The sequence below is a fragment of the Rhizobacter sp. P3_C12 genome (genome assembly GCF_056402735.1).
Genome location: NZ_JBFUGW010000065.1, coordinates 1 through 26286 on the forward strand (window position 1 = coordinate 1; position 26286 = coordinate 26286).

Sequence of the window (26286 nt, forward strand, 5' to 3'; positions counted from 1 at the left end):
GCCTCGTCGATGGAGCAGCTGACCGGCACCGTCAAGCAGAGCGCCGATTCGGCCCGCCAGGCCAATCAACTCGCCTCGTCGGCCGCTGAAGTGGCAGCCCGCGGCGGCTCGGTGGTCTCGCAGGTCGTGACCACGATGGACGAGATCAATGCATCGTCGAAGAAGATCAGCGACATCATCGGCGTGATCGACGGCATCGCCTTCCAGACCAACATCCTGGCGCTGAACGCCGCGGTCGAAGCGGYCCGTGCCGGTGAACAAGGCCGCGGCTTCGCGGTCGTCGCCGGCGAGGTGCGCAGCCTGGCCCAGCGCAGCGCGCAGGCCGCCCGCGAGATCAAGGCGCTGATCGGCGCCTCGGTCGAGAAAGTGGATTCCGGATCGCGCCTGGTGGCGGACGCCGGCAAGACGATGCAGGAGATCGTCGGCTCGGTGCAGCGCGTCAGCGACATCATCGGCGAGATCACCGCCGCGTCGTCGGAACAGAGCGATGGCATCGGGCAGGTCAACACCGCCGTGACGCAGCTCGACCAGATGACGCAACAGAATGCCGCGCTGGTCGAGGAATCGGCCGCCGCCGCCGAGAGCCTGCGCGATCAGGCGCAGCGCCTCGCGTCGGTCGTCGCGACCTTCCGGCTCGACAGCCACGGCATCCATGCGGCGCCCGCGCCGGCCGCCGTGTCCGCACCGAAGCCGGTCGTGACGGCCAAGCCGGCACTTGCGACGGCCACGCCGGTCACCAAGGCCAGGTCCCCCGCGGCAACTCCGGCATCGCCGCTCGCGAAACCGGCCCCGGTCGTGACGAAAGTCGCAGCCACCGCCCCGAGCCCGGCGCCCGCCCCCGTGGCGGGCCCGGCCTTCGCCACCACCGCCCCCAGCGACGACTGGGAAACCTTCTGACAAACCTTCCGACCCGCCGATCTGGCCGGCCCGGGACGCGCTGATCCACCCTTCAGTTCATCCCGGCGGCGCCGATAGTGACGGCAACGCAGTCTTCCGCACCTGACAGGACCCACCATGGACATGATCCACGAAGCCTCCCACGTGGCCCGGCACGAAGCCGCCCGCGCGGCCACCGCCGCCCAGTCCGGCGGCGAGTTCCTCACCTTCCGCCTCGGCGCCGAGGAATACGGCATCGACATCCTGAAAGTGCAGGAGATCCGCTCCTACGAGGCGCCCACCCGCATCGCCAACGCCCCCGCCTTCATCAAGGGCGTGGTCAACCTGCGCGGCGTCATCGTCCCGATCGTCGACCTGCGCCTGAAGCTCGGCTGCGACTCCAACGACTACAACAGCTTCACCGTCGTCATCGTGCTGAACGTGCGCGGCCGTGTCGTCGGTGCCGTCGTCGACTCGGTCAGCGACGTGCTCGAGCTCTCGCGCGATTCGATCAAGCCGGCCCCCGAGATGGCCTCCGCCGTCGACACCAGCTTCATCACCGGCATCTCCAGCGTCAACGACCGCATGCTGATCCTGATGGACATCGAGGCGCTGATGGCCAGCGCCGAGATGGGCCTGATCGACAGCCCCTGAGGTTTCCCGGCTTTCCTCTCTTCTCTCTCCAAGGATTTCATGAACACGGCGCTTGACAGCCGCGGCTCGGTCGCGCGCAAGGTTTCGATCATCGGGGCGCTGAGCCTGTCGGTGGTCCTGTTTGCGATCTGCGCCACGATGAGCCTGGTGGCGGCCGACCGCTCGCGCGAGCGCATCGTCACCTGGGTGGCCGACAAGACGCAATCGGTCGCCGATTCGATCGACGCGTTCGACATGACCTCGCGCGTGCTGGTCGAGAAGTTCTTCGCCAACTTCAAGAACGAGTTCAAGCAGCCCTTCACGCTGGACGAGGCGAGCACCACGCTGAAGGTCGGCGACACGCCGCTGAACGGCAACTTCGCGCAGGTGGACGAGTTCGCGCAGCAAAGCGGCGGCGTGGCCACCGTGTTCGCCCGCAAGGGCGACGACTTCCAGCGCATCACCACCTCGCTGAAGAAGGAAAACGGCGAGCGCGCCGTCGGCACCATGCTCGGCGCGAGCCACCCGGCCCATGACCTGATGATGGCCGGCCAGACCTACACCGGCCGCGCGGTGCTGTTCGGCACGCCCTACATGACCCGCTACGAGCCGATCAAGGACGCCGGCGGCAAGGTCATCGGCATCCTGTTCATCGGCTTCGACACCTCCGCCTTCCAGGCGGCGATCGACAAGCTCGCGAGCGACATCCGCTTCTTCGACAGCGGCGGCGTCTACGTGATCGACCCGAAGAAGTCGCCCGAAGAGGCCGTCTTCGTCGTGCACCCGAGCGCCAAGGGCAAGAAGGTGCTGGAGACCTATCCGGACGCCAAGGCGTTGCTGGCCCGCCTCGAGACCGCCCCTGGCGGCTGGGCGAAGGACGGCGGGGCCGTGCTCGAGACCAAGCACGACGACCACTGGGCCGTGCTGCGCAAGGCCAAGGCCGGCAACCAGTGGGTGGTGTCCGAGGTGTCGGACAGCGAGGCGATGAAGACCCACTGGGCCACCATCGTGCCGTTCGCGACGCTGCTCGGCATCGCCGCGCTGCTGCTCGGCGGCGGGCTGTTCCTGATGATGCGGCGCTGGGTCGGCCGCCCGCTGCAGGAGCTGTCGCGCGCCGTCACGGTGCTGGCGGCCGGCGACCTGACGCAGCCCTGCCACAGCGCGCAGCGCGACGAGATCGGCGAGCTGATCCGCAATGTCGAAGGCATGCGCCAGCGCTTCCAGCAGATGATCGGCTCGGTGCGCAGCTCGGTCGACTCGATCACGACCGCCAGCAGCGAGATCGCGACCGGCAACCAGGACCTGAGCGCCCGCACCGAACAGACGGCGAGCAACCTGCAGCGCGCGGCCTCGTCGATGGAGCAGATCACCGGCACCGTCAAGCAGAGCGCCGACTCGGCCCGCCAGGCCAACCAGCTGGCCTCGTCGGCCGCCGAGGTCGCGGCACGCGGCGGCTCGGTGGTCTCGCAGGTCGTGACCACGATGGACGAGATCAATGCCAGTTCGAAGAAGATCGCCGACATCATCGGCGTGATCGACGGCATCGCSTTCCAGACCAACATCCTSGCGCTGAAYGCSGCYGTYGAAGCSGCGCGSGCCGGCGARCAGGGCCGCGGYTTCGCGGTSGTSGCCRGCGARGTGCGCAGCCTCGCGCAGCGCAGCGCCGACGCCGCCAAGGARATCAAGGGCCTGATCGGCGCCAGCGTCGACCGCGTCGARGCCGGYTCGCGCCTGGTGGCCGAYGCSGGCMAGACSATGARCGAGATCGTCGGCTCGGTGCAGCGCGTCAGCGACATCATCGGCGAGATCAGCACCGCCGCCGCCGAGCAGAGCGATGGCATCGGCCAGGTCAACCAGTCCGTCAACCAGCTCGACCAGATGACGCAGCAGAACGCCGCGCTGGTCGAACAGTCCACGGCAGCCGCTGAAAGCCTGAAGGACCAGGCGGCACGGCTCGCGCAAGCAGTCGGCAGTTTCCGTCTCCAGCAGGCCTGAGGCCTGCACTCCGAACGATCGACAGGCCGCCTGGGAGGCGGCTCCAACAAGAAGGGAAGTTCGCGATGTTCTCGCTGTCTGCCATGCGCCTGGGTCCGCGTCTCGCGGTCGGGTTCGGTTCGATCGCACTGCTGTGCGCCGCGGCTGTCGGTTTCGGCCTCGATCGCATCTCGACGATGCGCACCTTGTCGGAGCAGCTCGGCACGCTCGATTCCGAGAAGCTCTCGCTGTCCGAGCGCTGGGGCCGCGCGATCGAGTCTAACACCGCCCGCAACTGGGTGGTGTTCTTCGCGAACGACGAACAGATCAAGACCCGCGTGCGCGCCGAGATGAAGGACGTCGTGACCGCGCAGACCGAGCGCCTGAAGCGCATGCAGGAGATCGCCACCTCGGACGCCGACAAGCGGCTGCTGGAGGCGGTGAACGTGCAGCGCGACGCCTACCAGGGCCTGCGCAACAGCCTGCTCAAGCGCAAGGAAGCCGGCGAGGACGTCACCGCCGAGGTGATGGACAAGCTGTTCCCTGCATCCAGGGCCTACAGCGACAGCGTCGAGAAGCTCATCCAGGGCCAGCGCGACAGCATGACGGCCACCAAGGAGCGGGCGGACAGCGCCGGCTTCGTCGGCATGCTCGCGCTCGGCCTGGGCGGCGCCGGCGCGATGCTGCTGGCCGCGCTGCTGGCCTGGCGCGTGACCCGCTCGGTCACGAAGCCGATCGCGCAGGCCCAGCAGATTGCCCGCGCCATCAGCGCCGGCGACCTGACGCAGCACATCCACGTGCAGGGCCAGGACGAAGCCGCCGAGCTGCTGCAGTCGCTGAAGACGATGCAGGAATCGCTCGGCCGCCTGGTCGGCCAGGTGCGCCAGAGCACCGACAGCATCTCGACCGCCAGCACCGAGATCGCCACCGGCAACCAGGACCTGAGCGCCCGCACCGAGCAGACGGCGAGCAACCTGCAGCAGGCCGCGTCGTCAATGGAGCAGTTGACCGGCACCGTCAAGCAGAGCGCCGATTCGGCCCGCCAGGCCAACCAGCTCGCGTCGTCGGCCGCTGAAGTCGCGGCACGCGGCGGCTCGGTGGTCTCGCAGGTCGTCACGACGATGAACGAGATCAATGCCAGCTCGAAGAAGATCGCCGACATCATCGGCGTGATCGACGGCATCGCCTTCCAGACCAACATCCTGGCACTGAACGCCGCGGTCGAAGCGGCCCGTGCCGGCGAGCAGGGCCGCGGCTTCGCGGTCGTCGCCAGCGAGGTGCGCAGCCTGGCCGGCCGCTCGGCCGACGCCGCGAAGGAAATCAAGAGCCTGATCGGCGCGAGCGTCGAGCGGGTGGATGCCGGCTCGCGCCTGGTGGCCGACGCCGGCCAGACGATGCAGGAGATCGTCGGCTCGGTGCAGCGCGTCTCGGACATCATCGGCGAGATCACCGCCGCCTCGTCCGAGCAGAGCGACGGCATCGGCCAGATCAACACGGCAGTCACTCAACTCGACCAGATGACGCAGCAGAACGCCGCGCTGGTCGAGGAATCGGCCGCCGCCGCCGAGAGCCTGCGCGACCAGGCCCAACGCCTTGCGTCGGTGGTCTCGACCTTCAGTCTGCCGCCGGCCGGCCGATAGACACAGCACCGGCACCGTACCCGCCCAACGTTCTCCAGCTCTGCACAGGACCCCCACCATGGACATGATCCACGAAGCCTCCCACGTGGCCCGGCACGAAGCCGCCCGCGCGGCCACCGCCGCCCAGTCCGGCGGCGAGTTCCTCACCTTCCGCCTCGGCGCCGAGGAATACGGCATCGACATCCTGAAGGTCCAGGAGATCCGCTCCTACGAAGCGCCCACCCGCATCGCCAATTCCCCGGCCTTCATCAAGGGCGTGGTCAACCTGCGCGGCGTCATCGTGCCGATCGTCGACCTGCGCCTGAAGCTGGGTTGCGACTCCAACGACTACAACAGCTTCACCGTCGTCATCGTGCTGAACGTGCGCGGCCGTGTCGTCGGTGCCGTCGTCGATTCGGTCAGCGACGTGCTCGAGCTCTCGCGCGACTCGATCAAGCCGGCCCCCGAGATGGCCTCCGCCGTCGACACCAGCTTCATCACCGGCATCTCCAGCGTCAACGACCGCATGCTGATCCTGATGGACATCGAGGAGCTGATGGCCAGCGCCGAGATGGGCCTGATCGACAGCAAGCACTGATGCCGTCACGCGAGCCATGGCCTTCCTCTCCCGCCTCTCGATCCGCTCGCGCCTGTACTTCGCGACCTGCTTCTCGCTGCTGCTGCTCGGCCTGATCGGCAGCATCGGCTGGGCCGCGCTGCACGGCACGCGCGGCACCGTGCGCACGCTGGTGGCCGACGACTTCGGCATGGCCTCCGACATCAGCGAGCTGCGCACGACGCTCGGCCGGCTGCGCCGCTTCGAGAAGGAGATGATCATCAACTTCAACAACGTCAACGAGGTCACCGACAACAAGGCCTTGTGGACGAAGGCGCATGCCGAGACGCTGGCGCGGCTGGGCGGCCTGGGCAAGCGCCTGGATGCCGAGCCGGCCAAGGCGGTCGCCGCGGCGCTGGAGCAGTTGAAGCAGTATCACGACGGCATGCTGCCGGTGATCGACCAGCTGGAGCGCGCGACCATCGACGGCGCCGTCGCCGGTGCCTACGCCGGGCAGCTGAAGGACAACATCGAGGCGGTCGAGAAGACGCTGGGCGTGCTGTCCGACGCCTCGCGCGAGCACGTGGCGGCCGGGCAGGCGGCGGTGGAGCAGGCGATCGGCACGCAGTCGGCGCTGCTGGCCGGCGGCGTGCTGCTGGCGCTTGCCGTACTGCTGCCGCTGACCATGCTCACGGTGCGCAGCATCAACGCCTCGATCGCGCATGCGAGCGGGCTGGCCCAGCGCATCGCGCAGGGCGACCTGTCGCAGGCGGTGGAGCCGCGCGGCGACGACGAGATCGGCCGGCTGCTGCACGCGATGGACGGCATGCAGAACGCGCTGCGCACGCTGGTCGCGCAGGTCAAGCAATCGACCGACAACATCGCGACGGCCAGCGCCGAGATCGCGACCGGCAACCAGGACCTGAGCCACCGCACCGAGCAGACCGCGAGCAACCTGCAGCAGGCGGCCTCGTCGATGGAGCAGCTGACCGGCACCGTCAAGCAGAGCGCCGATTCGGCCCTGCATGCCAACCAGCTGGCCGCATCGGCCGCGGAAGTCGCGGCGCGCGGCGGCTCGGTGGTCGCCCAGGTGGTCTCGACGATGGACGAGATCAACGCCAGCTCGAAGAAGATCAGCGACATCATCGGCGTGATCGATGGGATCGCGTTCCAGACCAACATCCTGGCGCTGAATGCGGCGGTGGAAGCGGCGCGCGCCGGCGAGCAGGGCCGCGGCTTCGCGGTCGTCGCGAGCGAGGTGCGCAGCCTCGCGCAGCGCAGTGCGCAGGCGGCCAAGGAAATCAAGGGCCTGATCGGTGCCAGCGTCGACCGCGTGGACGCCGGCTCGCGCCTGGTGGCCGATGYGGGCAAGACGATGGGCGAGATCGTCGGCTCGGTGCAGCGCGTCAGCGACATCATCGGCGAGATCACCGCCGCGTCGTCCGAACAGCGCGACGGCATCGGCAACGTCAATGCCGCGGTGACGCAGCTCGACCAGATGACGCAGCAGAACTCGGCGCTGGTCGAGGAAAGCGCCGCGGCGGCCGAGAGCCTGAAGGATCAGGCGCGTGTGCTGGCGGATGCGGTGTCGGTGTTCCGGCTCGCCTGAGCCTGCGCAACCGCACCCGGCTCGCGCGGAGCCTGCGGCCGCGTCGCGGAGAATGCAGCCTCCGCAACCCCTGCGCGCCTCGAATGACACTCACCAAGCTCCTCGGCATTCCCCTGCTGATGCTTCCGCTGCTGTCCCATGCCGTTCCCGTCGAGCTGAAGGCCTCGCCCGGCATGTACCTGTCTTGCCCCATCAAGACGCCGAATGCCGACAACACCGTCACCGGATCGCTCCGCATCCTCACGACCTCGACCCATCCCCAATGGGTACCGATGGCCGCGATCCTGGTCCTGGATGCTGACGAGCAGGCCTTGTACCGCATCGGCATGAGGGCCGGGTTCGATGCCGGGCAGTTCTTGACGGTCCAGGCCTTCCTCTCCAAGTCCGAGGAGACGACCACCGAACTGCTCGGCACAGTGCCTGCCGACAAGGCCGTGCGGATCCGGACGACGTGGAGTCCCCTCGGCTGGATCCAGGCCAGCGCCGCCGACTCCGGACAGCGGACTCTGTGGTTCAGCCGCAAGCCCGCAAGAGCCTTCGTGATGGTCTCGGGAGCCACCGCGCTCGTGGACCTGGACGACCCCGCGACACTGGACTGCGACGTCAGAACAACGGTCGCACCGGACTTGGTCGGCTCGTGGCGCGGAACGGACTCGACAGGCGCCAAGGCCCTGCTGCACCTGGACGCCGACGGCTATGCCTCGCTGGAGATGAACGGTGAAACCTGGGGCGGGCACGCCGAGTCCGGTGCCTCGGTGCGCTACCAGCTCAACGAGAGCAAGTCGCCGATGTGGCTCGACTTCTTCACCGTGGGTGCCGACGGACAGGAGCTCGGCCGCCTGCTGTGGACGATCGAGCGCATCAGCGCCACATCGCTGCGCGTGAGCGCGGGGGCCAAGTCCGACGCGCGGCCCGACCCCGCCGATCCTGCCAGCACCAAGTTCACGGTGATCCTCGAGAAGTCGAGCGATCCGTGACCTCGGAACCGCTGACCGCCGCTCACTCCGCCGCGCGGCGCAGCGTCTCGATCACCGGCCGCGACACCACCTCGCGCAGCCCCCACCAGCCGGCCGCCAACGCCAGCAGCGCGCCGGCCAGGCTGCCACCGAGCGGCAACCACGGCGACGGGTTCCAGCTGAACTGGAACACGTACTTCGCGAGCGCCCAGCCGACCACGGCAGCCGCCACCGACGCCAGGAAACCCGCCAAAGCGCCGACGCCCAGCAGCTCGGCGCGCTGCACCTGGCCGAGCAGCCGTGCGCTCGCACCCAGCGCGCGCATCACCGCGAACTCGCGGGCGCGCGCCTCGCGCGTGGCGGTGACCGCGGCGAACAGCACCACCAGCCCGGCCGCCAGCGTGAAGCCGAACAGGAACTCGACCGCGCGGATCACCTGGTCGAGCACCTGCTGGACCTGGCTGAGCGAGGCCGACACGTCGACCGCGGTGATGTTCGGGAATTCGCGGCTCAGCGCGTTGTCGAAGCCCGGCGTCGCCGGCGCGCGGAACGCCGTCAGGTAGGTGGCCGGCAGGTCCGGCATCTGCGCGTTCGGGAACATCACGAAGAAGTTCGCGCGCATCGAGCCCCAGTCGACCTTGCGCAGGCTGGTGACCTTGCCCTCGGCCGCGATGCYGGCGATGTCGAAGCGCAGCGTGTCGCCGAGCTTCAGGTGCAGCGTCTCGGCGATGCCCTCCTCGACACTCAGGCCGCCCGCCTCGTCCGGCGTCCAGCGGCCGGCAGTGACGGTGTTGTGGTCGGGCAGCTTCGCGTCGTGGCTCAGGTTGAACTCGCGGTCGAGCAGGCGCTTGGCGCGCTCGTCGACCAGGTCGTCGGCGCTGGTCGCCTTGCCGTTCACCGCGACCAGCCGGCCGCGGATCATCGGGTACCAGTCGTAGCGCGCGACGCCCGCCGCCTTCAGCCGCGCCTGGAAGGCCTCGCCCTGCTCCGGCTGGATGTTGATCACGAAGCGGTTCGGCGCATCGGCCGGCGTCGCGGCGCGCCAGCTGGAGATCAGGTCGGTGCGCAGCAGCACCAGCAGCATCAGCGCCAGCAGCCCGACGCTGAGCGCCGACACCTGCAGCACCGCGAAGGCCGGGCGCGCCGCGATCTGCCGCGTCGCGAGCACCAGCCAGCGCGGCGCGCGCGATTCGGGCACCGCGCGGCGCAGCAGCTGCACCGCGATCCACGACAGCAGCGCGAACACCGCAATCGCGGCAGCGAAGCCGCCGACCGCGATCAGCCCGAGCGTCAGGTCGGACGACACCGCAAGCAGCAGCGCCGCGAAGCCGATGGCGCCTGCGGCCAGCACCGCGATCGAGGCCGGCTTCAGCGCGCCGACATCGCGCCGGATCACGCGCAGCGGCGGCACCTGGGCCAGCTGCAGCACCGGCGGCAGGCCGAAGCCCATCAGCAGCGTGAAGCCGACGCCGATGCCGAACAGCGCCGGCCAGCCGCTCGCGGCCGGCAACGCGCTGTCGACCAGCCCGGCGAGCAGCCAGACGAACACGTAGTGCACCGCGAAGCCGAGCAGCACGCCGGCCACGCTGGCGAGCACGCCGACGATGCCGAACTCGAGCAGGTACTGCAGCGCGATCGTGCGCTGCGGCTGGCCGAGCACGCGCAGCATCGCGCAGTCGTCGAGGTGCCGGTCGGCGAAGTCGCGCGCCGCGATGCCCACCGCCACCGCCGCCAGCAGCGCGGCCAGCAGCGCGACGAGGTTCAGGAACTTCTGCGCGCGGTCCAGCGTCTGGCGCATCTCGGGGCGGCCGGTCTCGAGCGACTCGACGCGCATGCCGCGCAGCTGGCGGCTCTTCAGCTGGGCTTCGGTCCAGCTGACGAACTCGCGCAGCGCGGCTGCGCGGCCGTCCGGCGCGGCCACGGCCAGGCGGTAGGTGACGCGGCTGGCGGGCTGCACCAGCCCGGTGGCAGGCAGGTCGGCCTCGTTGAGCATCACGCGCGGCGCGAAGCTGATGAAGCCGGCGCCGCGGTCGGGCTCGATCACGATGATCGACGCGATGCGCAGGCTGGCATCGCCGAGCAGCAGCGCATCGCCGACCTTCAGCTGCAGCGCATCGAGCACGCCGGCATCGACCCACACCGTGCCGGCGGCCGGCGCGCTCGCGACCGTGCGCTGCGCACCGCCCGGTGCATCGGCCAGCGTCAGCTTGYCGCGCAGCGGGTAGCCGCTGGCCACGCTCTTGACGGCCACCAGGCGCGAGGCGCCGCCCTTGTCGTCGGGCGCACGGCCCATGCTCGGGAAGGTGGCGGTCTGCGCGAGCGTGAGCCCGAGGCCGCGTGCACGCTCGGCGATGTCGGCCGGGGCCGGCTGGTCGCTCGCGACGATCGCGTCGCCGCCCAGCATCTGCCGGGCGTCGCGCGCGAGGCCGGCATTCAGCCGGTCGGCGAAGAAGCCGACCGCGCTGAGCGCCGCCACCGCCAGCATCACCGCGACCAGCAGCAGCCGCAGCTCGCCGGCGCGGAAGTCGCGCGCGGCCTGCCGCCAGGCGAGGTTCCAGGCGGAAGCGGGATGGGGAACGGCAGTCGTCATCGAGGGTTCTTTCGGGAGGAAGGCGGATCGCCCCGATGGTCCCATTGGCGCTTGCGTTCGAGCAAGTACTCGACGAAGGCCCGGACTTTCAGCGGGACATGCCGCGCATGCGGGTACAGCAGGTTGTAGGGCCGCGAGCGCCCGCCGAAGGGCGCCAGCAACTCGGTCAGCCGGCCCGCCGCCAGATCGCCTTCGACGACGAAGCGGTAGGCCTGGAAGACGCCCGCGCCATGGCGGGCCAGCGTCACGCCGGCCAGCACGTCGTCGGCGCAGGTGTAGCGGCCGGTGGTGAGCATCTCGACATCCCGGCCGTCCTCGCGGATCAGCCACGGGATCGGGCGGCCGTTGCTCGGCAGTTCGAACTGGATGCAGTCGTGGCCGGCCAGGTCCTCGGGCGTCATCGGCGTGCCGCGGCGCGCGAGGTAGTCCGGCGCGGCGACGAGCACCAGCTCCGCGTCTTCCAGGTGCCGGCAGATCAGCGTCGAGTCGTCGGGTGCGCGCACGCGGATCGCGAGGTCGAAGCCCTCGCCGCCGAAATCGATGTTGCGGTTGCTGACGTGCAGCTCGACCCGCACGTCCGGATGCGCCTGCATGAATGCCGGCAGCACCGGCAGCAGCCGGTGGTGGCCGTAGGTGGTGGGCACGCTGATGCGCAGCGTGCCGGAGGCCTGCGCCTGCTGGCCGCCGACCTCGCGCTCGGCATCGACCAGCTGGTCGAGCGCGGCGCGGCAGCGCTCGAAGTAGGAGCGCCCGGCATCGGTCAGGCGGATCTGGCGCGTCGTGCGCACGAACAGCCGCGCGCCCAGCCGCTCCTCGAGCCGGCCGATCGAGCGGCTGACCGCGGCCGGCGTCACGCCCGCGATCGTCGCGGCCGCGGTGAAGCCCTGGTGCTCGGCCGCGAGGCAGAACAGCTCGATGCTGCCCAGCATCACATCGTCGAACTGCCGTTTCATGTCATGGCACCCAGCGGCCGCATTGATTACACCGTGTAGCGGCAGATGGTAAGCGAACCCCCTTTATCCCCCGGGGCCCGGTTCCTACAGTGAAGGCCTGTCCTTTCCTTCTTGTTCACAGGAGCCCGTTCACCATGAAACACGATCCCAAGACGGCCGTCATCACCGGCGCTTCCAGCGGCATCGGCGCCGCGCTGGTCCAAGCCTACCGCGAGGCCGGCTGGCGCGTGGTCGCCAACTCGCGTTCGATCCGCACCAGCGACGACCCCGGCATCCTCGCGATCGCCGGCGACATCGCCGACCCGGCGACCGCCGAGCGCATCTTCAGCGAAGGCGTCGACCGCTTCGGCCGCATCGACACGCTGGTCAACAACGCCGGCATCTTCACCGCCAAGCCGTTCACGCAGTTCACCGCGGACGACTGGTCGGCCAACATCGCGACCAACCTGGCCGGCTTCTTCCACGTGACGCAGCGCGCGGTGCGGCGCATGGAGGCGCAGGGCGCCGGGCACATCGTGCAGATCACGACGAGCATCGTCGACCAGCCGATCAACGGCGTGCCGGCGGTGCTGGCCTCGATCACCAAGGGCGGGCTGAATGCCGCGACCCGGGCGCTCGCGATCGAGTACGCGTCGCGCGGGATCCGCGTCAACGCGGTCTCGCCCGGCATCATCAAGACGCCGATGCACCCGCCCGAGAACCATGCGGCGCTGAGCGGCCTGCACCCGGTGGGCCGGATGGGCGAGATGAGCGACATCGTCGACGCGGTGCTGTTCCTGGAGAAGGCGACGTTCGTGACGGGCGAGATCCTGCACGTCGATGGCGGGCAGTCCGCCGGGCACTGGTGAACCGCCATGCCGCTCATCCGCATCGAAGTCACCCGTGAAGGCGTCACGCTGCAGCAGAAGCAGCAGCTGATCGCCGAAGCCACCGAGATGATGGTCCGCGTGCTGCACAAGGACCCGGCGACGACCTTCGTGATCATCGACGAGGTGGAGACCGACAACTGGGGCGTGGCGGGGCGCACCGTGACGGAGCTTCGCGCAGAGGCGGGCCGAGCGCCGGGCCGCCCCAAGCCGGCCCGCATCCCCCCGGGGGATCGGTCGGTGTAACCACCGACCGAGGGGCGGTCATTCCTTGAACCCTGCGTGCAAATCCGGCGAACCCTGCCGGGCACGCGGGGTGCTGCAATGAGGGCATGAACACCCTGCCCGCGATCTTCCTGTCCCACGGCTCGCCGATGCTGGCGCTGGAACCCGGCGCCACCGGCCCGTTCCTGCAGCGCCTGGGCGCAGCGCTCGACGCCCACCACCCGCGCCCGAAGGCGATCCTCGCCGTGTCGGCGCACAGCCTGGCGCGCGAGCCGGTGCTGCTGGGCGCGGCCACGCACCAGGCGGTGCACGACTTCGGCGGCTTCCCCGACGCGCTCTACCAGCTGCAGTACAACCCGCCCGGCGCACCGGAACTGGCCACGCAGGTCGAGGCGCGGCTGCGCGCGGCCGGCCTGCCGGTGCACCACAGCGACGAAGGCGGCCTGGACCACGGCATCTGGAGCATGCTGCGCTTCATGCGCCCGCAGGCCGACATCCCGGTGCTGCCGCTCGCGTGGGTGCCCAACCTGCCGCCGGCGCAGCAGTTCGCGCTCGGCGAGCTGCTGGCCTCGCTGGCCGACGAGGGCGTGCTGGTGATGGGCAGCGGCAGCATCACGCACAACCTGCGCCGCATCGTCAGCAACGGCCGGCCGGCACTCGACGCCGCCGAGATCGCCGAGAGCGCGGGCTTCCGACGCTGGATGCTCGAGCGCAGCGCCGCCCGCGACTGGGAAGCGCTGTTCGACTACCGCCGGCAGGCGCCCGCTGCGGTCGACATGCACCCGACCGACGAGCACCTGCTGCCGTGGTACGTGGCGGCCGGCGCCGGCGGCCGTGCGCACGCGCCCGAGCGGCTGCACGAGGCGGTCACGTATGGGTGCCTGGGGATGGATGCGTATGCGTTCGGGCCGGGGGCCGCGGCGCTGAAGCAGCAGCTCGCCGCCTGACAGCGGCGGACCCTCAGCGCGCGAGTGCGACGACGCCGGAGGCCGGCGCACTCGCCGCGCGGGCCGAAGCCGCCGCCCGATCCTCGCCGTACTGCTTCGCGAGCGCGGCGACGTCCTGCCCGGTGCGGGCGATCAGCATGCGCGCCGCACCGATCTCGCCGAACTGGCTCATGTCGAGCACCCACCGGGTCTCGCGCTCGATCTGCGCACACGACCACTCGGTGCCGGCCGCGGCGGCCATCGGCTTCAGCGCCTGCGACATCGCGTCGCGCTCCAGGCGCAGCGCCTGCAGGCGCTCGGCCGGCCAGCCGACGCGCGCCCCCAGCGCCTGGCCGATCGCCATGTCGAGCAGCGTGGTCGAGCGCTTCGACAGCAGCTCGGCGATGTCGGCACACACCTGCAGGCGGTTGCCGTCGCGCACCGCATTTGCATCGCAGTGCTGCATCAGCGTCTTCAGCCCCGGCATCGCCAGCGCCGACTCGACCGCCTCCGCGCGTGCCATCACCGCGCGCCGCTCGATGGCCGGCGTGCCCGGCGGCAGGTTGCGCAGCGCGAGCGCGCTGACCTGGCCCCAGCGCAGGTCGGCGGTCGTCGCCTTCGAGGCGCGGTACAAGGCCTCGTCGACGAGGCCCGTCTCGCCGCGCTGGTCGGCCTCGGAAGCAACCTCCAGCCAGGCGTCGGCATTGTTCGGGTCGAGCGTCGCGAGCTGGCGTGTCGACAGCATCTGGCAGGCACCGCCGGGGCTCGCCCGGCAGGCCCGCCATGCGAGCGTGTAGACGGCCGGCGAGCGCGTCGCGACCGCCATCTGCGCGAGCGCATCGCGCTGCGACGCGTTGGCGCCCACGCGGGCCTGGCGCTGCAGCTCGGATTCGCCCGGTTCGGCCGGCGCGTTGCAATCGGCACCGTCACAGGGCTGCGGCGCGTTCCCATGCGGCGGCCCCTCGTCGCGTTGCAGCAGCAGGCCGGCGGCACGCGCCAGCTCGTCCGGCTGCTGGGCCAGCGTCGTGACCAGGCGCCGGCGGGCTGCATCGCCGGCCGTCGTGAAGAGCGTGCGGTCGAGCGGCTGGCCGCCCTTGGCCTTCACGCGGCCGATGCCGCAGACCTCGATCTCGTCGGCCGCCAACGGTGTGCTGGCCGCTGCAGCGGCGGCCGTTACCGCGTTGCCGTAGGCCTCGGCGAAGCCGTCCATCAACGGCGGGCCGGGCATCGGGAAGGTCTGCGGCGCGGACGCCGCGGAATCGACCGCCTCGGCGACGACCGGTTCGGCCGGCGGCACCGGTGCCTGCGGCGAGCCTTGCCAGACGAGCGCGAACAGCAAGGCGACCAAGGCCAGGCCCACCGTCGCGCGCACCGCGTTGCCGGGCGGCCCGCTCATTGGAGCACCTTCGTGCTGCGCACTCCGGTATTCGCCCTTGGGGCGGCCCGGCGGGCTCATACGCCGCCCTCGGCAATCGCCTCCTTGACGGCGGCCACCTGCCGCCGCGACACCACCAGCCAGTCGTCGACCGGTGCGACGCGCACCACCCAGCCTTCGACCGCTTCGCCGCCGTCCTCGCCCGGCAGGGTGCGCCGCTCGAGCGCGCGCAGCGCGCGGCGGGCGACCAGCGCATTGCGGTGGATGCGCAGGAAGCGTTCGCCCAGGCGTTGCTCCAGGTCGGTCAGGGCGTCATCGAGCACATGGGTGTGGGTGGCGGTGCGCAGGGTCACGTACTTCAACTCCGCTTTCAGGTACAGCACTTCGGACACCGGCACGCGCAGCTTGCGGCCCAGGTCGTTGACGAGGATCACCGGTTCGTCGTCCGGCATCGCCGCGGCCGGCGCCGCCCGCGGCGCCAGCCGCTGCACGACGCGCTGCAGCGCCGCCTGCAGGCGCTCGCGGCGCACCGGCTTGGTCAGGTAGTCGGCGGCATCGAGCTCGAAGGCCTGCAGCGCATGCTCGGCGTGCGCGGTGACGAACACGATGGCCGGCGGGTCGCTGCGGCGGCGCAGCTGGGCGGCCAGCTGGCGCCCGTCGGGGCCGGGCATGTGGATGTCGAGCAGCAGCAGGTCGCAGGCGTTGGCGGCCAGCCATTCGAGCGCCTGCTGCGCATTGCCGGCCTCGCCGACCACCTCGGCGCGCGGCTCGACGCAATCGCCCACCAGGCCGCGCAGGCGCAGCCGCGCCAGCGGCTCGTCATCGACCAGCAGCACGCGCAGCGGCGCCAGGGCGGAGGGGTTGCTCATGGCAGGCAGCTCACAGCGGCACCACGATCTGGACGCGGAACACGTCGCGGTCGAGCTGGGTCTCGAACTGCGCCGCCACGTCGTGCATCAGCTTCAGCCGCTCGCGCACGTTGCGCAGCGCCATGCCGCTGCCGGGGCGCGAGCCGGAACGCGGCACGGTGTTGGCGATGCTGACCACCGCATGTGCCCGCTTGACGCGCGTGCGGATGCGGATCACGCCGCCGTCGGGCGAGGGTTCGACGCCATGGCGCACCGCGTTCTCGACCAGCGGCTGCAGCAGCAGCGGCGGCACGCGCGCGGCGCCGGCGTCCTCGTCGAGGTCCCAGCTGAGCTGCAGGCGCTCGCCGAAGCGGATCTGCTCGATCGCCAGGTAGCGCTGCGCGAGCGCGACCTCTTCGCTCAGGCTGACCGATTCGTCGGTCGCGCTGAGCGCGACGCGGAACAGCTCGGCCAGGTCTTCGAGCAGGTGCTCGGTGCGGGCCGGGTCGAGCCGGGCCAGCGCGATCGCGGTGTTGAGGGTGTTGAACAGGAAGTGCGGGCGGATGCGCGACTGCAATTCGGCCAGCCGAGCTGCGGTGTCGGCCGGCAGCCGGGCGCGCGCGCGCAGCGTCAGCCAGTAGAACAGCGCGGCGGCGAGCGCGGCGCCGGCCAGCATCGGCGCGGCCAGCCGCATGGTGTCCTGCAGCCGGATGTCGACCGCCAGCAGCAGCGCCCAGCCGAACGCACCGCTCAGGCCGCCGATGCAGACCGCGGCGCACCACTGGCCGGCCACCGGCAACCGGGCGAGCGGGCGCTTCAGCAGGCACACCGACACCAGCCACAGCAACACTGCCGGCAGTGCAATGCCGGTGGCCTGGCCGAGCAGGTTCAGCCAGGCCGACAGCGTGGGCGCCGCGAAGCTGACGCCGACCGCGACGACGCCGTGCACGAAGAACAGTGCGCGCAGCACGACGCCGACGTGGCAGACGTCGAAGGCCGACACCGGCCCGAGCGGCTGGCGGGCCAGCGGCACCGCGCCGAAGTTGGTGGAATTGAAGATGCTGCTGCCGCGCTGCTCGTCGGGTCGGGTCGACTCGGACCACAGCGGCGCCGGGCGGCTGGGCGTGGGGGCGAAGGCGGAGGTGGTCGCGTGGGGTTCGGGCATGGCGGTTGGATGGCCGAATAGAATCCGGGGCTTCCCCCGGTGCCTGCGGCCACCAGTGCATTGTCGCCAACTGGCGCCGCCCGGCAACCGAGCCTACCAAGCGTTACACGACGCCCCRTTGCGAGCGCCCCGACGATGTCAGCCAATCAACTCGACAAGAAATCCGAAGCCTGGTCGGCCCTGTTCTCCGAGCCGATGAGCGACCTGGTGAAGCGCTACACCTCGAGCGTGAGCTTCGACAAACGCCTGTGGAAGGCCGACATCGCCGGCAGCCTGGCGCATGCCGAGATGCTGGCGGCGCAGGCGGTGATCGGCGCGCAGGACCTGGCCGACATCCGGCGCGGCATGGCGCAGATCACGCAGGAGATCGAGTCCGGCGCGTTCGAGTGGAAGCTCGACCTCGAAGACGTGCACCTCAACGTCGAGGCGCGGCTCACGCAGCTGGTGGGTGACGCCGGCAAGCGGCTGCACACCGGCCGATCGCGCAACGACCAGGTGGCGACCGACGTGCGGCTGTGGCTGCGCGACGAGATCGATGCGCTGCTGCCGCTGCTGGCGGCGATGCAGCAGGCGCTGGTGGGCGTGGCGGAGCGGCATGTCGAGACCATCCTGCCGGGCTTCACGCACATGCAGGTGGCGCAGCCGGTGAGTTTTGCGCACCACCTGCTGGCGTACGTGGAGATGTTCGCGCGCGATGCCGAGCGCCTTGCCGACGTGCGCAGGCGCGTGAACGTGCTGCCGCTGGGTGCGGCGGCGCTGGCCGGCACCAGCTACCCGCTGGACCGCGAGCGCGTCGCGAAGACGCTGGGCTTCGACGGCGTGTGCCAGAACAGCCTCGACGCGGTGAGCGACCGCGATTTCGCGATCGAGTTCGCGTCGTTCGCGAGCATCACGATGATGCATGTGTCGCGGCTGGCCGAGGAGATCGTGCTGTGGATGAGCCAGAACTTCGGCTTCATCAACCTGGCCGACCGCTACTGCACCGGTTCGTCGATCATGCCGCAGAAGCGCAACCCCGATGTGGCCGAGCTGGCGCGCGGCAAGAGCGGCCGGGTGATTGGCCACCTGATGGGGCTGCTGACGCTGATGAAGGGCCAGCCGCTGACGTACAACAAGGACAACCAGGAAGACAAGGAACCGTTGTTCGACGCGGTCGACACGGTGCGCGACACGCTGCGCATCATGGCCGAGATGGTGGCCGGCATCGTCGTGAAGCCCGAGGCGATGGAGCGTGCGGCGCTGAAGGGCTATGCGACCGCGACCGACCTGGCCGACTACCTGGTGAAGAAGGGTTTGCCGTTCCGCGATGCGCACGAGGTGGTGGCGCATGCGGTGAAGTTCGCGCTGAGCGAAGAGCGCGACCTGGGCGACCTGCCGCTGGACGTGCTGCAGGGGTTCCATGCGGCCATCGACCCGGACGTCTTCGACGTGCTGACGCTGCGCGGCTCGCTGAATGCACGCAACGTGCTGGGCGGGACGGCACCGGAGCAGGTGCGGGCGCAGCTTGCCCGGCATCGCAAGAGGCTGTTCACTGCGTGAGGCTGCTGCCGGGTCTCGCCCCGGACGCTGCGCTGTGCTTGCYGGCCGGTTTCGCCCGGCCGGGCGAGTCACTTTCATTTGAGCCCAAATGAAAGTAACCAAAGCAAAGGGCTTCAATACAACACCATACGGTTCGTTCWGYCYCGCTGCGGACAACACKGCCACTTGGGCTGGAGCTCCACRTTCATTGGGATTGTTGGCCKTTCTTCTCCACTCAGCTCGCTGCGCATCGYCCTGACGACGCGGCRGCGRCAGGCGCAAGACGATGCGACGCGAAGCGAGCGAGTCGAGTGGAGCGGGAGARCAACAATCCCAATGAACGGTGATGTGCAGCCGAAGYGGCAGTGTTGTCCGCAGCSAGACTGAACGAACCGYATGGTTTTCAAAGCCCTTTGCTTTGGTTACTTTCATTTGGGCTCAAATGAAAGTGACTCGCCCGCCGGGGCGAGACCCGGCAGCAGCCCCACGCAGTGAAAAGAAGCCCCCCCGCAGGGGCGAGAAGGCGATTTTCCAGCGCTGTTCGAGCGATTGCCGAACCCTCCCCCCCCCGACACTCAAGTGACTGGGGTGGGGGCCGATAACGGTCCGAGACCAGCGCGGCGTGCGCACTCCCCCTTACACGGAACAGCCTGGAACATGTTCGTCCTCATCGGTTACGCGGTTGCCCTCGGGTGCATCTTCGGCGCCTATGTCCTGCACGGCGGGAACATGGGCGTGATCATCCACGCCCTGCCGACCGAACTGATGGCCATCCTGGGCGGCTCGCTCGGCGCCTTCGTCGTGAACAACCAGCCGAAGGTGCTGAAGGCGACGCTGGCAGCACTGCCGCCGCTGCTGAAGGGCTCGAAATACTCGAAGGCACGCTACATGGAGCTGCTGGCGCTGCTCTACGACATCCTGCAGAAGGCGCGCAAGGAAGGCCTGATGTCGATCGAGAACGACGTCGAGCGCCCGCACGAATCGGCACTCTTCAAGAAATACGCGACAGTGGGCAACGACCACCACGTGGTCGAGTTCGTCACCGACTACCTGCGCATGATGGTCTCGGGCAACCTGAACGCCCACGAGATCGAGAGCCTCATGGACAGCGAGATCGACACCCACCACCACGAGGCGCATGCGCCCGCCGCGGCGATCGCCCGGCTGGCCGGCGCGCTGCCGGCGTTCGGCATCGTGGCCGCAGTGCTCGGCGTGGTGAACACGATGGGCTCGGTGGGCCAGCCGCCCGCGATCCTCGGCGGCATGATCGGCTCGGCGCTCGTCGGCACCTTCCTCGGCATCCTGCTGGCCTATGCAGTCGCGGAGCCGCTGGCCGGGCTGATGGAACAGAAGAACGACGAGAACGGCAAGGAGCTGCAGTGCATCAAGACCACGCTGCTCGCAAGCATGCAGGGCTATGCGCCGCAGGTGGCAGTGGAATTCGGCCGCAAGGTGCTGTACTCGACCGACCGCCCGACCTTCGCCGAACTCGAAGGCCACGTGAAGGGCAAGAAGTGAAGGACGCTCCGTAATGGCCGGCGATTCGAAGAAGCTGCAGCCGATCATCATCAAGCGCGTCAAGAAGGGCGGCCACGGCGCCCATGGCGGCGCGTGGAAGATCGCCTATGCCGACTTCGTGACGGCGATGATGGCGTTCTTCCTGCTGATGTGGCTGCTCGGCTCGACGACCGAGGGCGACAAGAAGGGCATCGCCGACTATTTCCAGGCGCCGCTGAAGGTGGCGCTGCTGAGCGGCGGCAGCGGCTCGGGCGATTCGTCGCACGTGATCAAGGGCGGCGGCACCGACCTCACCCGCAGCGGCGGCCAGGTCAAGAAGGGCGACACCGCGTCGCGCAGCACGATCAACCTGGCGGCGATGAAGGCCGAGCAGCGCCAGGCCGAGGCGCAGCGGCTGCAGGTGCTGAAGCAGCATGTCGAGGACGTGCTGGCGGCGAACCCGAAGCTGGCCGCGCTGAAATCGCAGATCCGGCTCGACATGACGCCGGACGGCCTGCGCATCCAGATCGTCGACGAGCAGAACCGGCCGATGTTCGACAGCGGCAGCGCGCTGGTCAAACCCTACATGCGCGAGCTGCTGCAGGAGATCGGCGGCGTGCTCGCCGAGGTACCGAACCGGCTGACGCTGGAGGGCCACACCGACGCGGCGGCCTTCGGCGGCGGCGAGCGCGGCTACAGCAACTGGGAGCTGTCGTCGGACCGCGCCAATGCATCGCGCCGCGAACTGCTGATGGGCGGGCTGCCCGAGGACAGGATGCTGCGGGTGCAGGGGCTCGCGTCGAGCGCGCTGTTCGACCGCAACGACCCGCGGAGCCCGTCGAACCGGCGCATCAGCATCATCGTGATGAACCGTGATGCGGAGGACCGCTTCTTCCAGAACACGCCGTTGGCACCGGAACCCGAAGCGCCGGCTGCCGAGGGGGCGATCACGCCGCCCTCAACTTCCGCCGCGACTGCCCGATAACAGCCGCAAAGCAGCCGATTCCAGGCTCTACACCGTACCACCGCCCCAAGCGACCCAGCGAGGACTCTCATGAGCACCGATTTGAAATTCCTGATCGTCGACGACTTCTCGACCATGCGCCGCATCGTGCGCGGGTTGCTGAAGGAGATCGGCTACAACAACGCCGAAGAGGCCGAGGATGGCGCGGTGGCGTTGAACATGCTGAAGAACGCGAAGTTCGACTTCGTCGTCAGCGACATCAACATGCCGAACATGAACGGCTTCGAGCTGTTGTCGGCGGTGAAGGCCGATGCGAGCCTGAAGCACCTGCCGGTGCTGATGGTGACCGCCGAGGCGCGCAAGGAAGACATCGTGCGGGCGGCGCAGGACGGCGCGGCCGGCTACATCGTCAAGCCCTTCACGAAGGCCACGCTGGAAGAAAAAGTCCAGAAGATCATGCAGAAGCTGGCCACCGCGGCCTGATGCCGCACCAGCCCCCCGACGTACAAGGGAACACATCATGAAGATGGATACGATGGCCACCCTGGCCCCGCCGACGGCTGCGGCCTCGCCCGAGGTCTTCCAGCAGCTCGGCGTGATCACGCGCCAGTTGCACGACACGCTGATGCAGCTCGGCGTGATCCCCAAGCTGCAGACCGCGGCCGACAACCTGCCCGACGCGCGCAGCCGCCTGAACTACATCGCCGAGAAGACCGGTGCTGCGGCCAACAAGGTGCTGAATTCGGTCGACCAGGCCAAGCTCGAGCACGCGAACATCGCTGCCGACACGCGCCGCATCGCGGCGGCCATCGTGGCCGACCCGGTGAAGGCGGTGGCCTCGGGTTCGGTGATGAATTTCGTCGGTGACGTCGAGGCAGCGACCGCACGCATCGACCTGCACCTGACCGACATCATGATGGCGCAGGACTTCCATGACCTGACCGGCCAGGTCGTGGCCAAGGTCGTCGCGCTGGCATCCGACCTGGAAGACAGCCTGGTCAAGCTGCTGGTGCAGGCGGCTCCGCCGGAGCAGGTGCAGAAGGTGGATTCGTCGATCCTCAACGGGCCGGTGGTCAATCCGGAAGGGCGCACGGATGTGGTCGCCAATCAGGGTGAAGTGGACGACCTGCTGGCGAGCCTCGGGTTCTGATTCTTCTCACTGCGTGAGGCTGCTGCCGGGTTTCGCCCCGGCGGGCGAGTCACTTTCATTTGAGCCCAAATGAAAGTAACCAAAGCAAAGGGCCTGGAAAACCATACGGTTCGTTCAGTCTCGCTGCGGACAACACTGCCACTTCGGCTAGACATCCACCTTCATTGGGATTGTTGGCCGTTCTTCTCCACGCAGCTCGCTACGCATCGTCCCTCGGCAGGCCGACTACTCGCTGCCGACCAGGCCGTTGCGGATCGCGTAGACGGTCATCTCCGAGTTGTTCGAAAGCCCTAGCTTCTCGAGCACTCGGGCCCGATAGACGCTCACCGTCTTCGGGCTGAGCATCAACTCTTCTGCGATGTCCGAGAGCCGTTTTCCCGACGCAATCATCACCAGCGTCTGCAACTCTCGGTCCGACAGTTTCTCGTGCGCAGCTTCCGTCGAGGGCGTCGTCAGGCTCTCCACCAGCATCTGCGCAATCTCCGGTGTCACGTACTTGCGCCCTTGCCCCACCGTGCGCACCGCGGCCACGATCGTCGCGGGGTCGCCGCCCTTGTTCACGTAGCCGAATGCGCCGGCCCTCAGCGCCCGGATCGCGTACTGGTCCTCGGGGTACATCGACACCACCAGCACCCGCATCGTCGAGCCTTCGTCCTTCAGCACGTGCAGCACGTCCAGCCCGCTGCGGCCCGGCAGGTTGATGTCCAGCACCAGCACGTCGCAGCCACCCGTCGTGCGCAACAACGAACGCAGCTCGGTGTAATCACCCGCCTCGCCGATCACCTCGATGTCCGGAGCGTCCGACAAGGTGTCGCGAATGCCGCGCCGGATCAACGCATGGTCGTCGCACAGAATCACTTTGATCATCAGATATTCCCCCACACCGTCGGGTCATATGGCGCCGACGGTTCCTCGGCGAGCTCGAAGTCCAACTCCTCCGACATCATCTCCAGCGGCACCGACAGGATCAACGTCGTCCCGGCCGGCCCGCTGCTCAGGTCCACCCAGCCGCCTACCGTGCCGGCCCGCTCRTGCAGCCCACGGATGCCGAACGAACGCACCTTCGCCAGGTCGTCATGGTGCAGGCCCCGGCCGTTGTCGCTGATCTCGAGCGACAACACCCCGCCCGCCAGCGTCAGGTCGATCTGCACATGGCTCGCATGCGCATGCTTGGTCACGTTGGTCAACGCCTCCTGCGCCGTGCGGTACGCCACCAGCGGCACACCCGCCGGCAACGTGAGATGGTCGTAGCGGCTGCGGAACTCGCAGGTCACGCCGGTGCGCTTCTCGAAACGGCTCGCCATCCACTGCAACGCCGCCACCAGCCCCTGCTCCAGGATCGCCGGCCGCAGGTTGTGCATCACCCGCTGGCTCGCCTCGATCGCATGACTCACCGTCTCGAGCGCCGAATTGACCCGCGCCAGCACCTCCGGCGAATCGGAATGCCGCGCAATCCACGCCAGGTCGAACTTCAGCGCCGTCAACGAACCGCCCACATCGTCATGGATCTCGCGCGCAATCGCCGCCCGCTCCGATTTGACGCTGGTCTGCAGATGCTGCGCCAGTTCGTGCACCCGCTGCTTCTGCTCGCCCAGCTCGCGGTCGGCACGCTGGCGCGCCAGCAGCAGCTCGTGCGCCTCCACCGCGTGCAGCAGCGCCGGCACCAGCCGCGCCAGGTTGTTCTTCAGCAGGTAGTCGCTCGCGCCATTGCGCATCGCCTCGACCGCGGTGTCCTCGCCGATCTCGCCGGACACCAGGATGAACGGGATGCTGCGCCCGCTCGCCTTCAGCAGGTCCAGCGCCACCAGGCCCGAAAAGCCCGGCAGGTTGTAGTCGGACACGATGATGTCCCACTCCTGCGACGGCTCCAGCTCGCGCAGGAACTCGACCTCGGAATCGACCCGCACCGCGTCGACATCGAGCCCGCCGCGACGCAGGTGGGCCAGCGTCAGGTGGTGGTCGAGCTCGGAATCCTCCAGGTGCAGGAGGCGCAGGCGCTGCTCGGCAAGAGGCGGTGACATGGCCCGAGTATGCCAAGCAACCGGTTCGGAGGTGCCAACTTCGCACGCTCCCGGGAGCCATTCGAAATGGCAGCGCTTTTCACCGGTGATTGAGCTAATGCTTTCCGCCCCCCTGCCGAAAATGGCAGACAGATAGCACGCCCTGCGCAGGAGCTCCCCTGCGCAGCGCCCCATCCCTCACCTTCGAGCGGAGATTCGGATGCAGATGAACGACGCCAACGATGCCGGCATGCCACCCGCCCCCGCGGGCATGGCACTGCTGGCCGCCGCCGACCTGCAGGACCACCTGATGTCGGCCACCAACGATCTGGAACGCCTTCAGACCCTGCTGGCCGACGCCTGCGACACGCTGATGCAGCGTTTCTACGGCGCGTCGGAACAGATCCGCGTCCTGCGTGAACGCCCCCACTCGGGCGAAGAAAGCGATCAGGTGTTCAGCGGGGTCATGCAGGACCTGGGCGGTGCGGTCACCGCGCTGCAGTTCCAGGACATGGCGTCCCAGCTGATCCACCACACCAACCGCCGGTTGCGCAACTGCGTCGATCGGCTGGCCCGCGAGGCCTTCGCGGATGACGAAGACGGTGAGACCGTGGTCGAGGAAGCCCCGTTGCGACCCAACCCGGTGACCCAGGCCGAAATGGACGTCGGCTCCATCGAGTTGTTCTAGGCCACCCCTCAAGACTCCAGTCCCACCTACCGAAACAGTTTTCGAGAAATCCGGAGAAAACCATGCATTCCATCCTCGCGGTCGACGATTCCGCCTCCATGCGCCAGATGGTGTCCTTCACGCTGAAGAGCGCCGGCTACAACGTCGTCGAGGCCGTGGACGGCCAGGACGCGTACGAGAAGACCAGCGGTCGCGACTTCGACCTCGTGCTGACCGACCAGAACATGCCCCGCATGGACGGCATCAGCCTGACGAAGAAGCTGCGCGACAACCCGAAGTTCAAGAGCACGCCGATCCTGATCCTGACCACCGAGTCGAGCGACCAGATGAAGCAGGCAGGGCGCAGCGCAGGCGCCACCGGCTGGCTGGTCAAGCCTTTCGATCCGGCCAAGCTGATCGAAGTCATCAAGAAGGTCGTGCGCTGAGCTTCGCGGCTCGCGCACCGACCTGTTCGCCATTGACAAATAACGACATTCCATCCAGGAGCACGCCATGGGCGAGATGACCTCCGAAGGCTCTCAGCTGAGCGCCGGCATCGACCTGAGCCAGTTCTATCAGGTCTTCTTCGAGGAAGCGGGCGAGAACCTCGACCGCATGGAGAAGCTGCTGCTCGACCTCGACATCGAGTCGGCCGACGACGAGGAGCTCAACGCGATCTTCCGCTGCGCCCACTCGATCAAGGGCGGCGCCGCGACCTTCGGCTTCTCCGATGTCGCCGAGCTGACGCACCAGATGGAGACGCTGCTGGACAAGCTGCGCCGCCATGAACTGACCCCGACCGCGCCGATGGTCGACGTGCTGCTGCAATCGGGCGACGCGCTGCGCGCCCAGCTGGCACGCCACCAGGGCAACGGCGGTGCCGAACTCGACACCACCGAGCTGCTGTTCAACATCCGCGCGATGGTCGCCGGCGAGGCGCCCCCGGTCGCCGTTGTCGCGTCTGCCGCCGCCCCGGCCGAAAAGCCCAAGGCCGCCGCATCGTCGTCGGCGATGCCCGCCCCGTCGACCGCCGGCCACGCCCGCGTGCTCGAACTGCGCGTCGGCCCGCTGAAGAACCTGACGGACGCCGACAACCTGGTCGAGCTGTTCAAGGAAATCACCGACCTCGGCACCATCGAGCCGCTGGACAACGGCATGTCGGCCGACGGCATGCGCCGTTTCAAGATCTGCACCACCAGCAGCGACAGCGACCTGCTGGACCTGTTCACCTTCCACGTGGCGCGCGAGCAGGTTGCACTGCTGCCGCTCGGCCCCGGCTACGGCTTCCATGAAGGCTCGCCGGGCGCACCGGCGGCCGC

General features: G+C 69.0%; 25 protein-coding genes. 18 read left to right on the plus strand and 7 right to left on the minus strand.

The window, feature by feature from the left end:
- From AC1DXV_RS12790 to AC1DXV_RS12820, 7 genes are all read left to right on the plus strand, one after another.
- The coding region (locus AC1DXV_RS12790; protein WP_477933867.1) for a methyl-accepting chemotaxis protein at positions 1-897 on the plus strand (897 nt) is incomplete at its 5' end.
- 117 nt (positions 898-1014) lie between these two features.
- Positions 1015-1530 (plus strand): chemotaxis protein CheW, encoded by a 516-nt coding sequence (locus AC1DXV_RS12795; protein ID WP_477867551.1) that lies wholly within the window; start codon positions 1015-1017, stop codon positions 1528-1530.
- A 39-nt stretch (positions 1531-1569) separates the two neighbouring features.
- The gene (locus AC1DXV_RS12800; protein WP_477933868.1) at positions 1570-3504 is read left to right on the plus strand and encodes a methyl-accepting chemotaxis protein; all 1935 of its coding nucleotides are present in this window, start codon (positions 1570-1572) and stop codon (positions 3502-3504) included.
- 65 nt (positions 3505-3569) lie between these two features.
- Entirely contained in the window at positions 3570-5123 is a 1554-nt protein-coding gene (locus AC1DXV_RS12805; RefSeq protein WP_477933870.1) for a methyl-accepting chemotaxis protein, read from the plus strand.
- A 58-nt stretch (positions 5124-5181) separates the two neighbouring features.
- Positions 5182-5700 carry a chemotaxis protein CheW gene (locus tag AC1DXV_RS12810; RefSeq protein ID WP_047511018.1) on the plus strand — a complete coding sequence of 173 codons (519 nt, stop codon included), beginning with the start codon at positions 5182-5184 and terminating at the stop codon, positions 5698-5700.
- A gap of 16 nt (positions 5701-5716) precedes the next feature.
- On the plus strand, positions 5717-7267 hold the full coding sequence (locus AC1DXV_RS12815; RefSeq protein ID WP_477933872.1) for a methyl-accepting chemotaxis protein: 1551 nt from the start codon (positions 5717-5719) through the stop codon (positions 7265-7267).
- Positions 7268-7350: 83 nt separating this feature from the next.
- Positions 7351-8244: a hypothetical protein gene (locus AC1DXV_RS12820; protein ID WP_477868133.1), complete on the plus strand. Its 894-nt coding sequence runs from the start codon at positions 7351-7353 to the stop codon at positions 8242-8244.
- A gap of 22 nt (positions 8245-8266) precedes the next feature.
- On the opposite strand, the gene AC1DXV_RS12825 is transcribed toward AC1DXV_RS12820, so the two are convergent.
- On the minus strand, positions 8267-10813 hold the full coding sequence (locus AC1DXV_RS12825) for an ABC transporter permease (protein WP_477933874.1): 2547 nt from the start codon (positions 10811-10813) through the stop codon (positions 8267-8269).
- Complete coding sequence (locus AC1DXV_RS12830; RefSeq protein WP_477933876.1) at positions 10810-11766, minus strand: LysR family transcriptional regulator; 957 nt, start codon at positions 11764-11766, stop codon at positions 10810-10812. The genes AC1DXV_RS12825 and AC1DXV_RS12830 overlap by 4 nt, the downstream gene beginning before the upstream one ends.
- A gap of 134 nt (positions 11767-11900) precedes the next feature.
- Between AC1DXV_RS12830 and AC1DXV_RS12835 the strand changes: the two genes are divergently transcribed.
- The 3 genes from AC1DXV_RS12835 to AC1DXV_RS12845 all read left to right on the plus strand — a co-directional run bounded on the left by AC1DXV_RS12835 (position 11901) and on the right by AC1DXV_RS12845 (position 13804).
- Entirely contained in the window at positions 11901-12614 is a 714-nt protein-coding gene (locus AC1DXV_RS12835; RefSeq protein WP_477933878.1) for an SDR family NAD(P)-dependent oxidoreductase, read from the plus strand.
- A 6-nt stretch (positions 12615-12620) separates the two neighbouring features.
- A complete protein-coding gene (locus tag AC1DXV_RS12840; RefSeq protein WP_477933880.1) occupies positions 12621-12878 on the plus strand; it encodes a tautomerase family protein in 258 nt (85 codons plus the stop codon).
- 86 nt (positions 12879-12964) lie between these two features.
- Positions 12965-13804, plus strand: a complete 840-nt coding sequence (locus tag AC1DXV_RS12845) for a dioxygenase family protein (protein WP_477868529.1) — start codon at positions 12965-12967, stop codon at positions 13802-13804.
- A gap of 13 nt (positions 13805-13817) precedes the next feature.
- Here AC1DXV_RS12845 and AC1DXV_RS12850 read toward each other — a convergent pair whose 3' ends face one another.
- From AC1DXV_RS12850 to AC1DXV_RS12860, 3 genes are read right to left on the minus strand one after another with little or no spacing between them, the layout of a single operon-like run.
- Complete coding sequence (locus AC1DXV_RS12850) at positions 13818-15179, minus strand: hypothetical protein (RefSeq protein WP_477868521.1); 1362 nt, start codon at positions 15177-15179, stop codon at positions 13818-13820.
- 56 nt (positions 15180-15235) lie between these two features.
- The gene (locus tag AC1DXV_RS12855; protein ID WP_477868523.1) at positions 15236-16027 is read right to left on the minus strand and encodes a LytR/AlgR family response regulator transcription factor; all 792 of its coding nucleotides are present in this window, start codon (positions 16025-16027) and stop codon (positions 15236-15238) included.
- 10 nt (positions 16028-16037) lie between these two features.
- A complete protein-coding gene (locus AC1DXV_RS12860) occupies positions 16038-17171 on the minus strand; it encodes a sensor histidine kinase (RefSeq protein WP_477868525.1) in 1134 nt (377 codons plus the stop codon).
- Positions 17172-17306: 135 nt separating this feature from the next.
- Here AC1DXV_RS12860 and argH point away from each other — a divergent pair, with 135 nt between their 5' ends.
- The 5 genes from argH to AC1DXV_RS12885 all read left to right on the plus strand — a co-directional run bounded on the left by argH (position 17307) and on the right by AC1DXV_RS12885 (position 22300).
- Positions 17307-18710 (plus strand): argininosuccinate lyase, encoded by a 1404-nt coding sequence (gene argH / locus AC1DXV_RS12865; RefSeq protein ID WP_477868527.1) that lies wholly within the window; start codon positions 17307-17309, stop codon positions 18708-18710.
- Positions 18711-19346: 636 nt separating this feature from the next.
- Positions 19347-20207 (plus strand): flagellar motor stator protein MotA, encoded by an 861-nt coding sequence (gene motA, locus AC1DXV_RS12870; RefSeq protein WP_477867543.1) that lies wholly within the window; start codon positions 19347-19349, stop codon positions 20205-20207.
- Between the two features lie 13 nt (positions 20208-20220).
- Entirely contained in the window at positions 20221-21171 is a 951-nt protein-coding gene (gene motB, locus AC1DXV_RS12875; protein WP_477867541.1) for a flagellar motor protein MotB, read from the plus strand.
- Between the two features lie 69 nt (positions 21172-21240).
- A complete protein-coding gene (gene cheY, locus AC1DXV_RS12880) occupies positions 21241-21633 on the plus strand; it encodes a chemotaxis response regulator CheY (protein WP_047511116.1) in 393 nt (130 codons plus the stop codon).
- A 37-nt stretch (positions 21634-21670) separates the two neighbouring features.
- Complete coding sequence (locus AC1DXV_RS12885; RefSeq protein WP_477867539.1) at positions 21671-22300, plus strand: protein phosphatase CheZ; 630 nt, start codon at positions 21671-21673, stop codon at positions 22298-22300.
- Between the two features lie 225 nt (positions 22301-22525).
- Here the strand turns inward: AC1DXV_RS12885 and AC1DXV_RS12890 are convergent, their stop codons facing one another.
- Together AC1DXV_RS12890 and AC1DXV_RS12895 are read right to left on the minus strand one after the other, a co-directional pair.
- On the minus strand, positions 22526-23167 hold the full coding sequence (locus tag AC1DXV_RS12890; RefSeq protein ID WP_477933883.1) for a response regulator: 642 nt from the start codon (positions 23165-23167) through the stop codon (positions 22526-22528).
- Entirely contained in the window at positions 23167-24321 is a 1155-nt protein-coding gene (locus tag AC1DXV_RS12895; RefSeq protein ID WP_477933885.1) for a hybrid sensor histidine kinase/response regulator, read from the minus strand. Before AC1DXV_RS12895 ends, AC1DXV_RS12890 begins: the two co-directional genes overlap by 1 nt.
- A 199-nt stretch (positions 24322-24520) precedes the next feature.
- Between AC1DXV_RS12895 and AC1DXV_RS12900 the strand changes: the two genes are divergently transcribed.
- The 3 genes from AC1DXV_RS12900 to AC1DXV_RS12910 form a co-directional block, all read left to right on the plus strand.
- The gene (locus tag AC1DXV_RS12900; RefSeq protein WP_052213005.1) at positions 24521-24988 is read left to right on the plus strand and encodes a hypothetical protein; all 468 of its coding nucleotides are present in this window, start codon (positions 24521-24523) and stop codon (positions 24986-24988) included.
- 62 nt (positions 24989-25050) lie between these two features.
- Positions 25051-25413 (plus strand): response regulator, encoded by a 363-nt coding sequence (locus tag AC1DXV_RS12905; RefSeq protein WP_047511098.1) that lies wholly within the window; start codon positions 25051-25053, stop codon positions 25411-25413.
- Positions 25414-25480: 67 nt separating this feature from the next.
- Positions 25481-26286: Hpt domain-containing protein (locus tag AC1DXV_RS12910; RefSeq protein WP_477933887.1), on the plus strand; the 806-nt coding region annotated here is incomplete at its 3' end.

Coding starts and splice junctions, on each gene's coding strand:
- AC1DXV_RS12795 (WP_477867551.1), top strand. CDS start 1,015: ATGGACATGATCCACGAAGCCTCCCACGTGGCCCGGCACGAAGCCGCC.
- AC1DXV_RS12805 (WP_477933870.1), top strand. CDS start 3,570: ATGTTCTCGCTGTCTGCCATGCGCCTGGGTCCGCGTCTCGCGGTCGGG.
- AC1DXV_RS12810 (WP_047511018.1), top strand. CDS start 5,182: ATGGACATGATCCACGAAGCCTCCCACGTGGCCCGGCACGAAGCCGCC.
- AC1DXV_RS12820 (WP_477868133.1), top strand. CDS start 7,351: ATGACACTCACCAAGCTCCTCGGCATTCCCCTGCTGATGCTTCCGCTG.
- AC1DXV_RS12830 (WP_477933876.1), bottom strand. CDS start 11,766: ATGAAACGGCAGTTCGACGATGTGATGCTGGGCAGCATCGAGCTGTTC.
- AC1DXV_RS12835 (WP_477933878.1), top strand. CDS start 11,901: ATGAAACACGATCCCAAGACGGCCGTCATCACCGGCGCTTCCAGCGGC.
- AC1DXV_RS12840 (WP_477933880.1), top strand. CDS start 12,621: ATGCCGCTCATCCGCATCGAAGTCACCCGTGAAGGCGTCACGCTGCAG.
- AC1DXV_RS12845 (WP_477868529.1), top strand. CDS start 12,965: ATGAACACCCTGCCCGCGATCTTCCTGTCCCACGGCTCGCCGATGCTG.
- AC1DXV_RS12850 (WP_477868521.1), bottom strand. CDS start 15,179: ATGAGCGGGCCGCCCGGCAACGCGGTGCGCGCGACGGTGGGCCTGGCC.
- AC1DXV_RS12855 (WP_477868523.1), bottom strand. CDS start 16,027: ATGAGCAACCCCTCCGCCCTGGCGCCGCTGCGCGTGCTGCTGGTCGAT.
- AC1DXV_RS12860 (WP_477868525.1), bottom strand. CDS start 17,171: ATGCCCGAACCCCACGCGACCACCTCCGCCTTCGCCCCCACGCCCAGC.
- argH (WP_477868527.1), top strand. CDS start 17,307: ATGTCAGCCAATCAACTCGACAAGAAATCCGAAGCCTGGTCGGCCCTG.
- motA (WP_477867543.1), top strand. CDS start 19,347: ATGTTCGTCCTCATCGGTTACGCGGTTGCCCTCGGGTGCATCTTCGGC.
- motB (WP_477867541.1), top strand. CDS start 20,221: ATGGCCGGCGATTCGAAGAAGCTGCAGCCGATCATCATCAAGCGCGTC.
- cheY (WP_047511116.1), top strand. CDS start 21,241: ATGAGCACCGATTTGAAATTCCTGATCGTCGACGACTTCTCGACCATG.
- AC1DXV_RS12885 (WP_477867539.1), top strand. CDS start 21,671: ATGAAGATGGATACGATGGCCACCCTGGCCCCGCCGACGGCTGCGGCC.
- AC1DXV_RS12890 (WP_477933883.1), bottom strand. CDS start 23,167: ATGATCAAAGTGATTCTGTGCGACGACCATGCGTTGATCCGGCGCGGC.
- AC1DXV_RS12900 (WP_052213005.1), top strand. CDS start 24,521: ATGCAGATGAACGACGCCAACGATGCCGGCATGCCACCCGCCCCCGCG.
- AC1DXV_RS12905 (WP_047511098.1), top strand. CDS start 25,051: ATGCATTCCATCCTCGCGGTCGACGATTCCGCCTCCATGCGCCAGATG.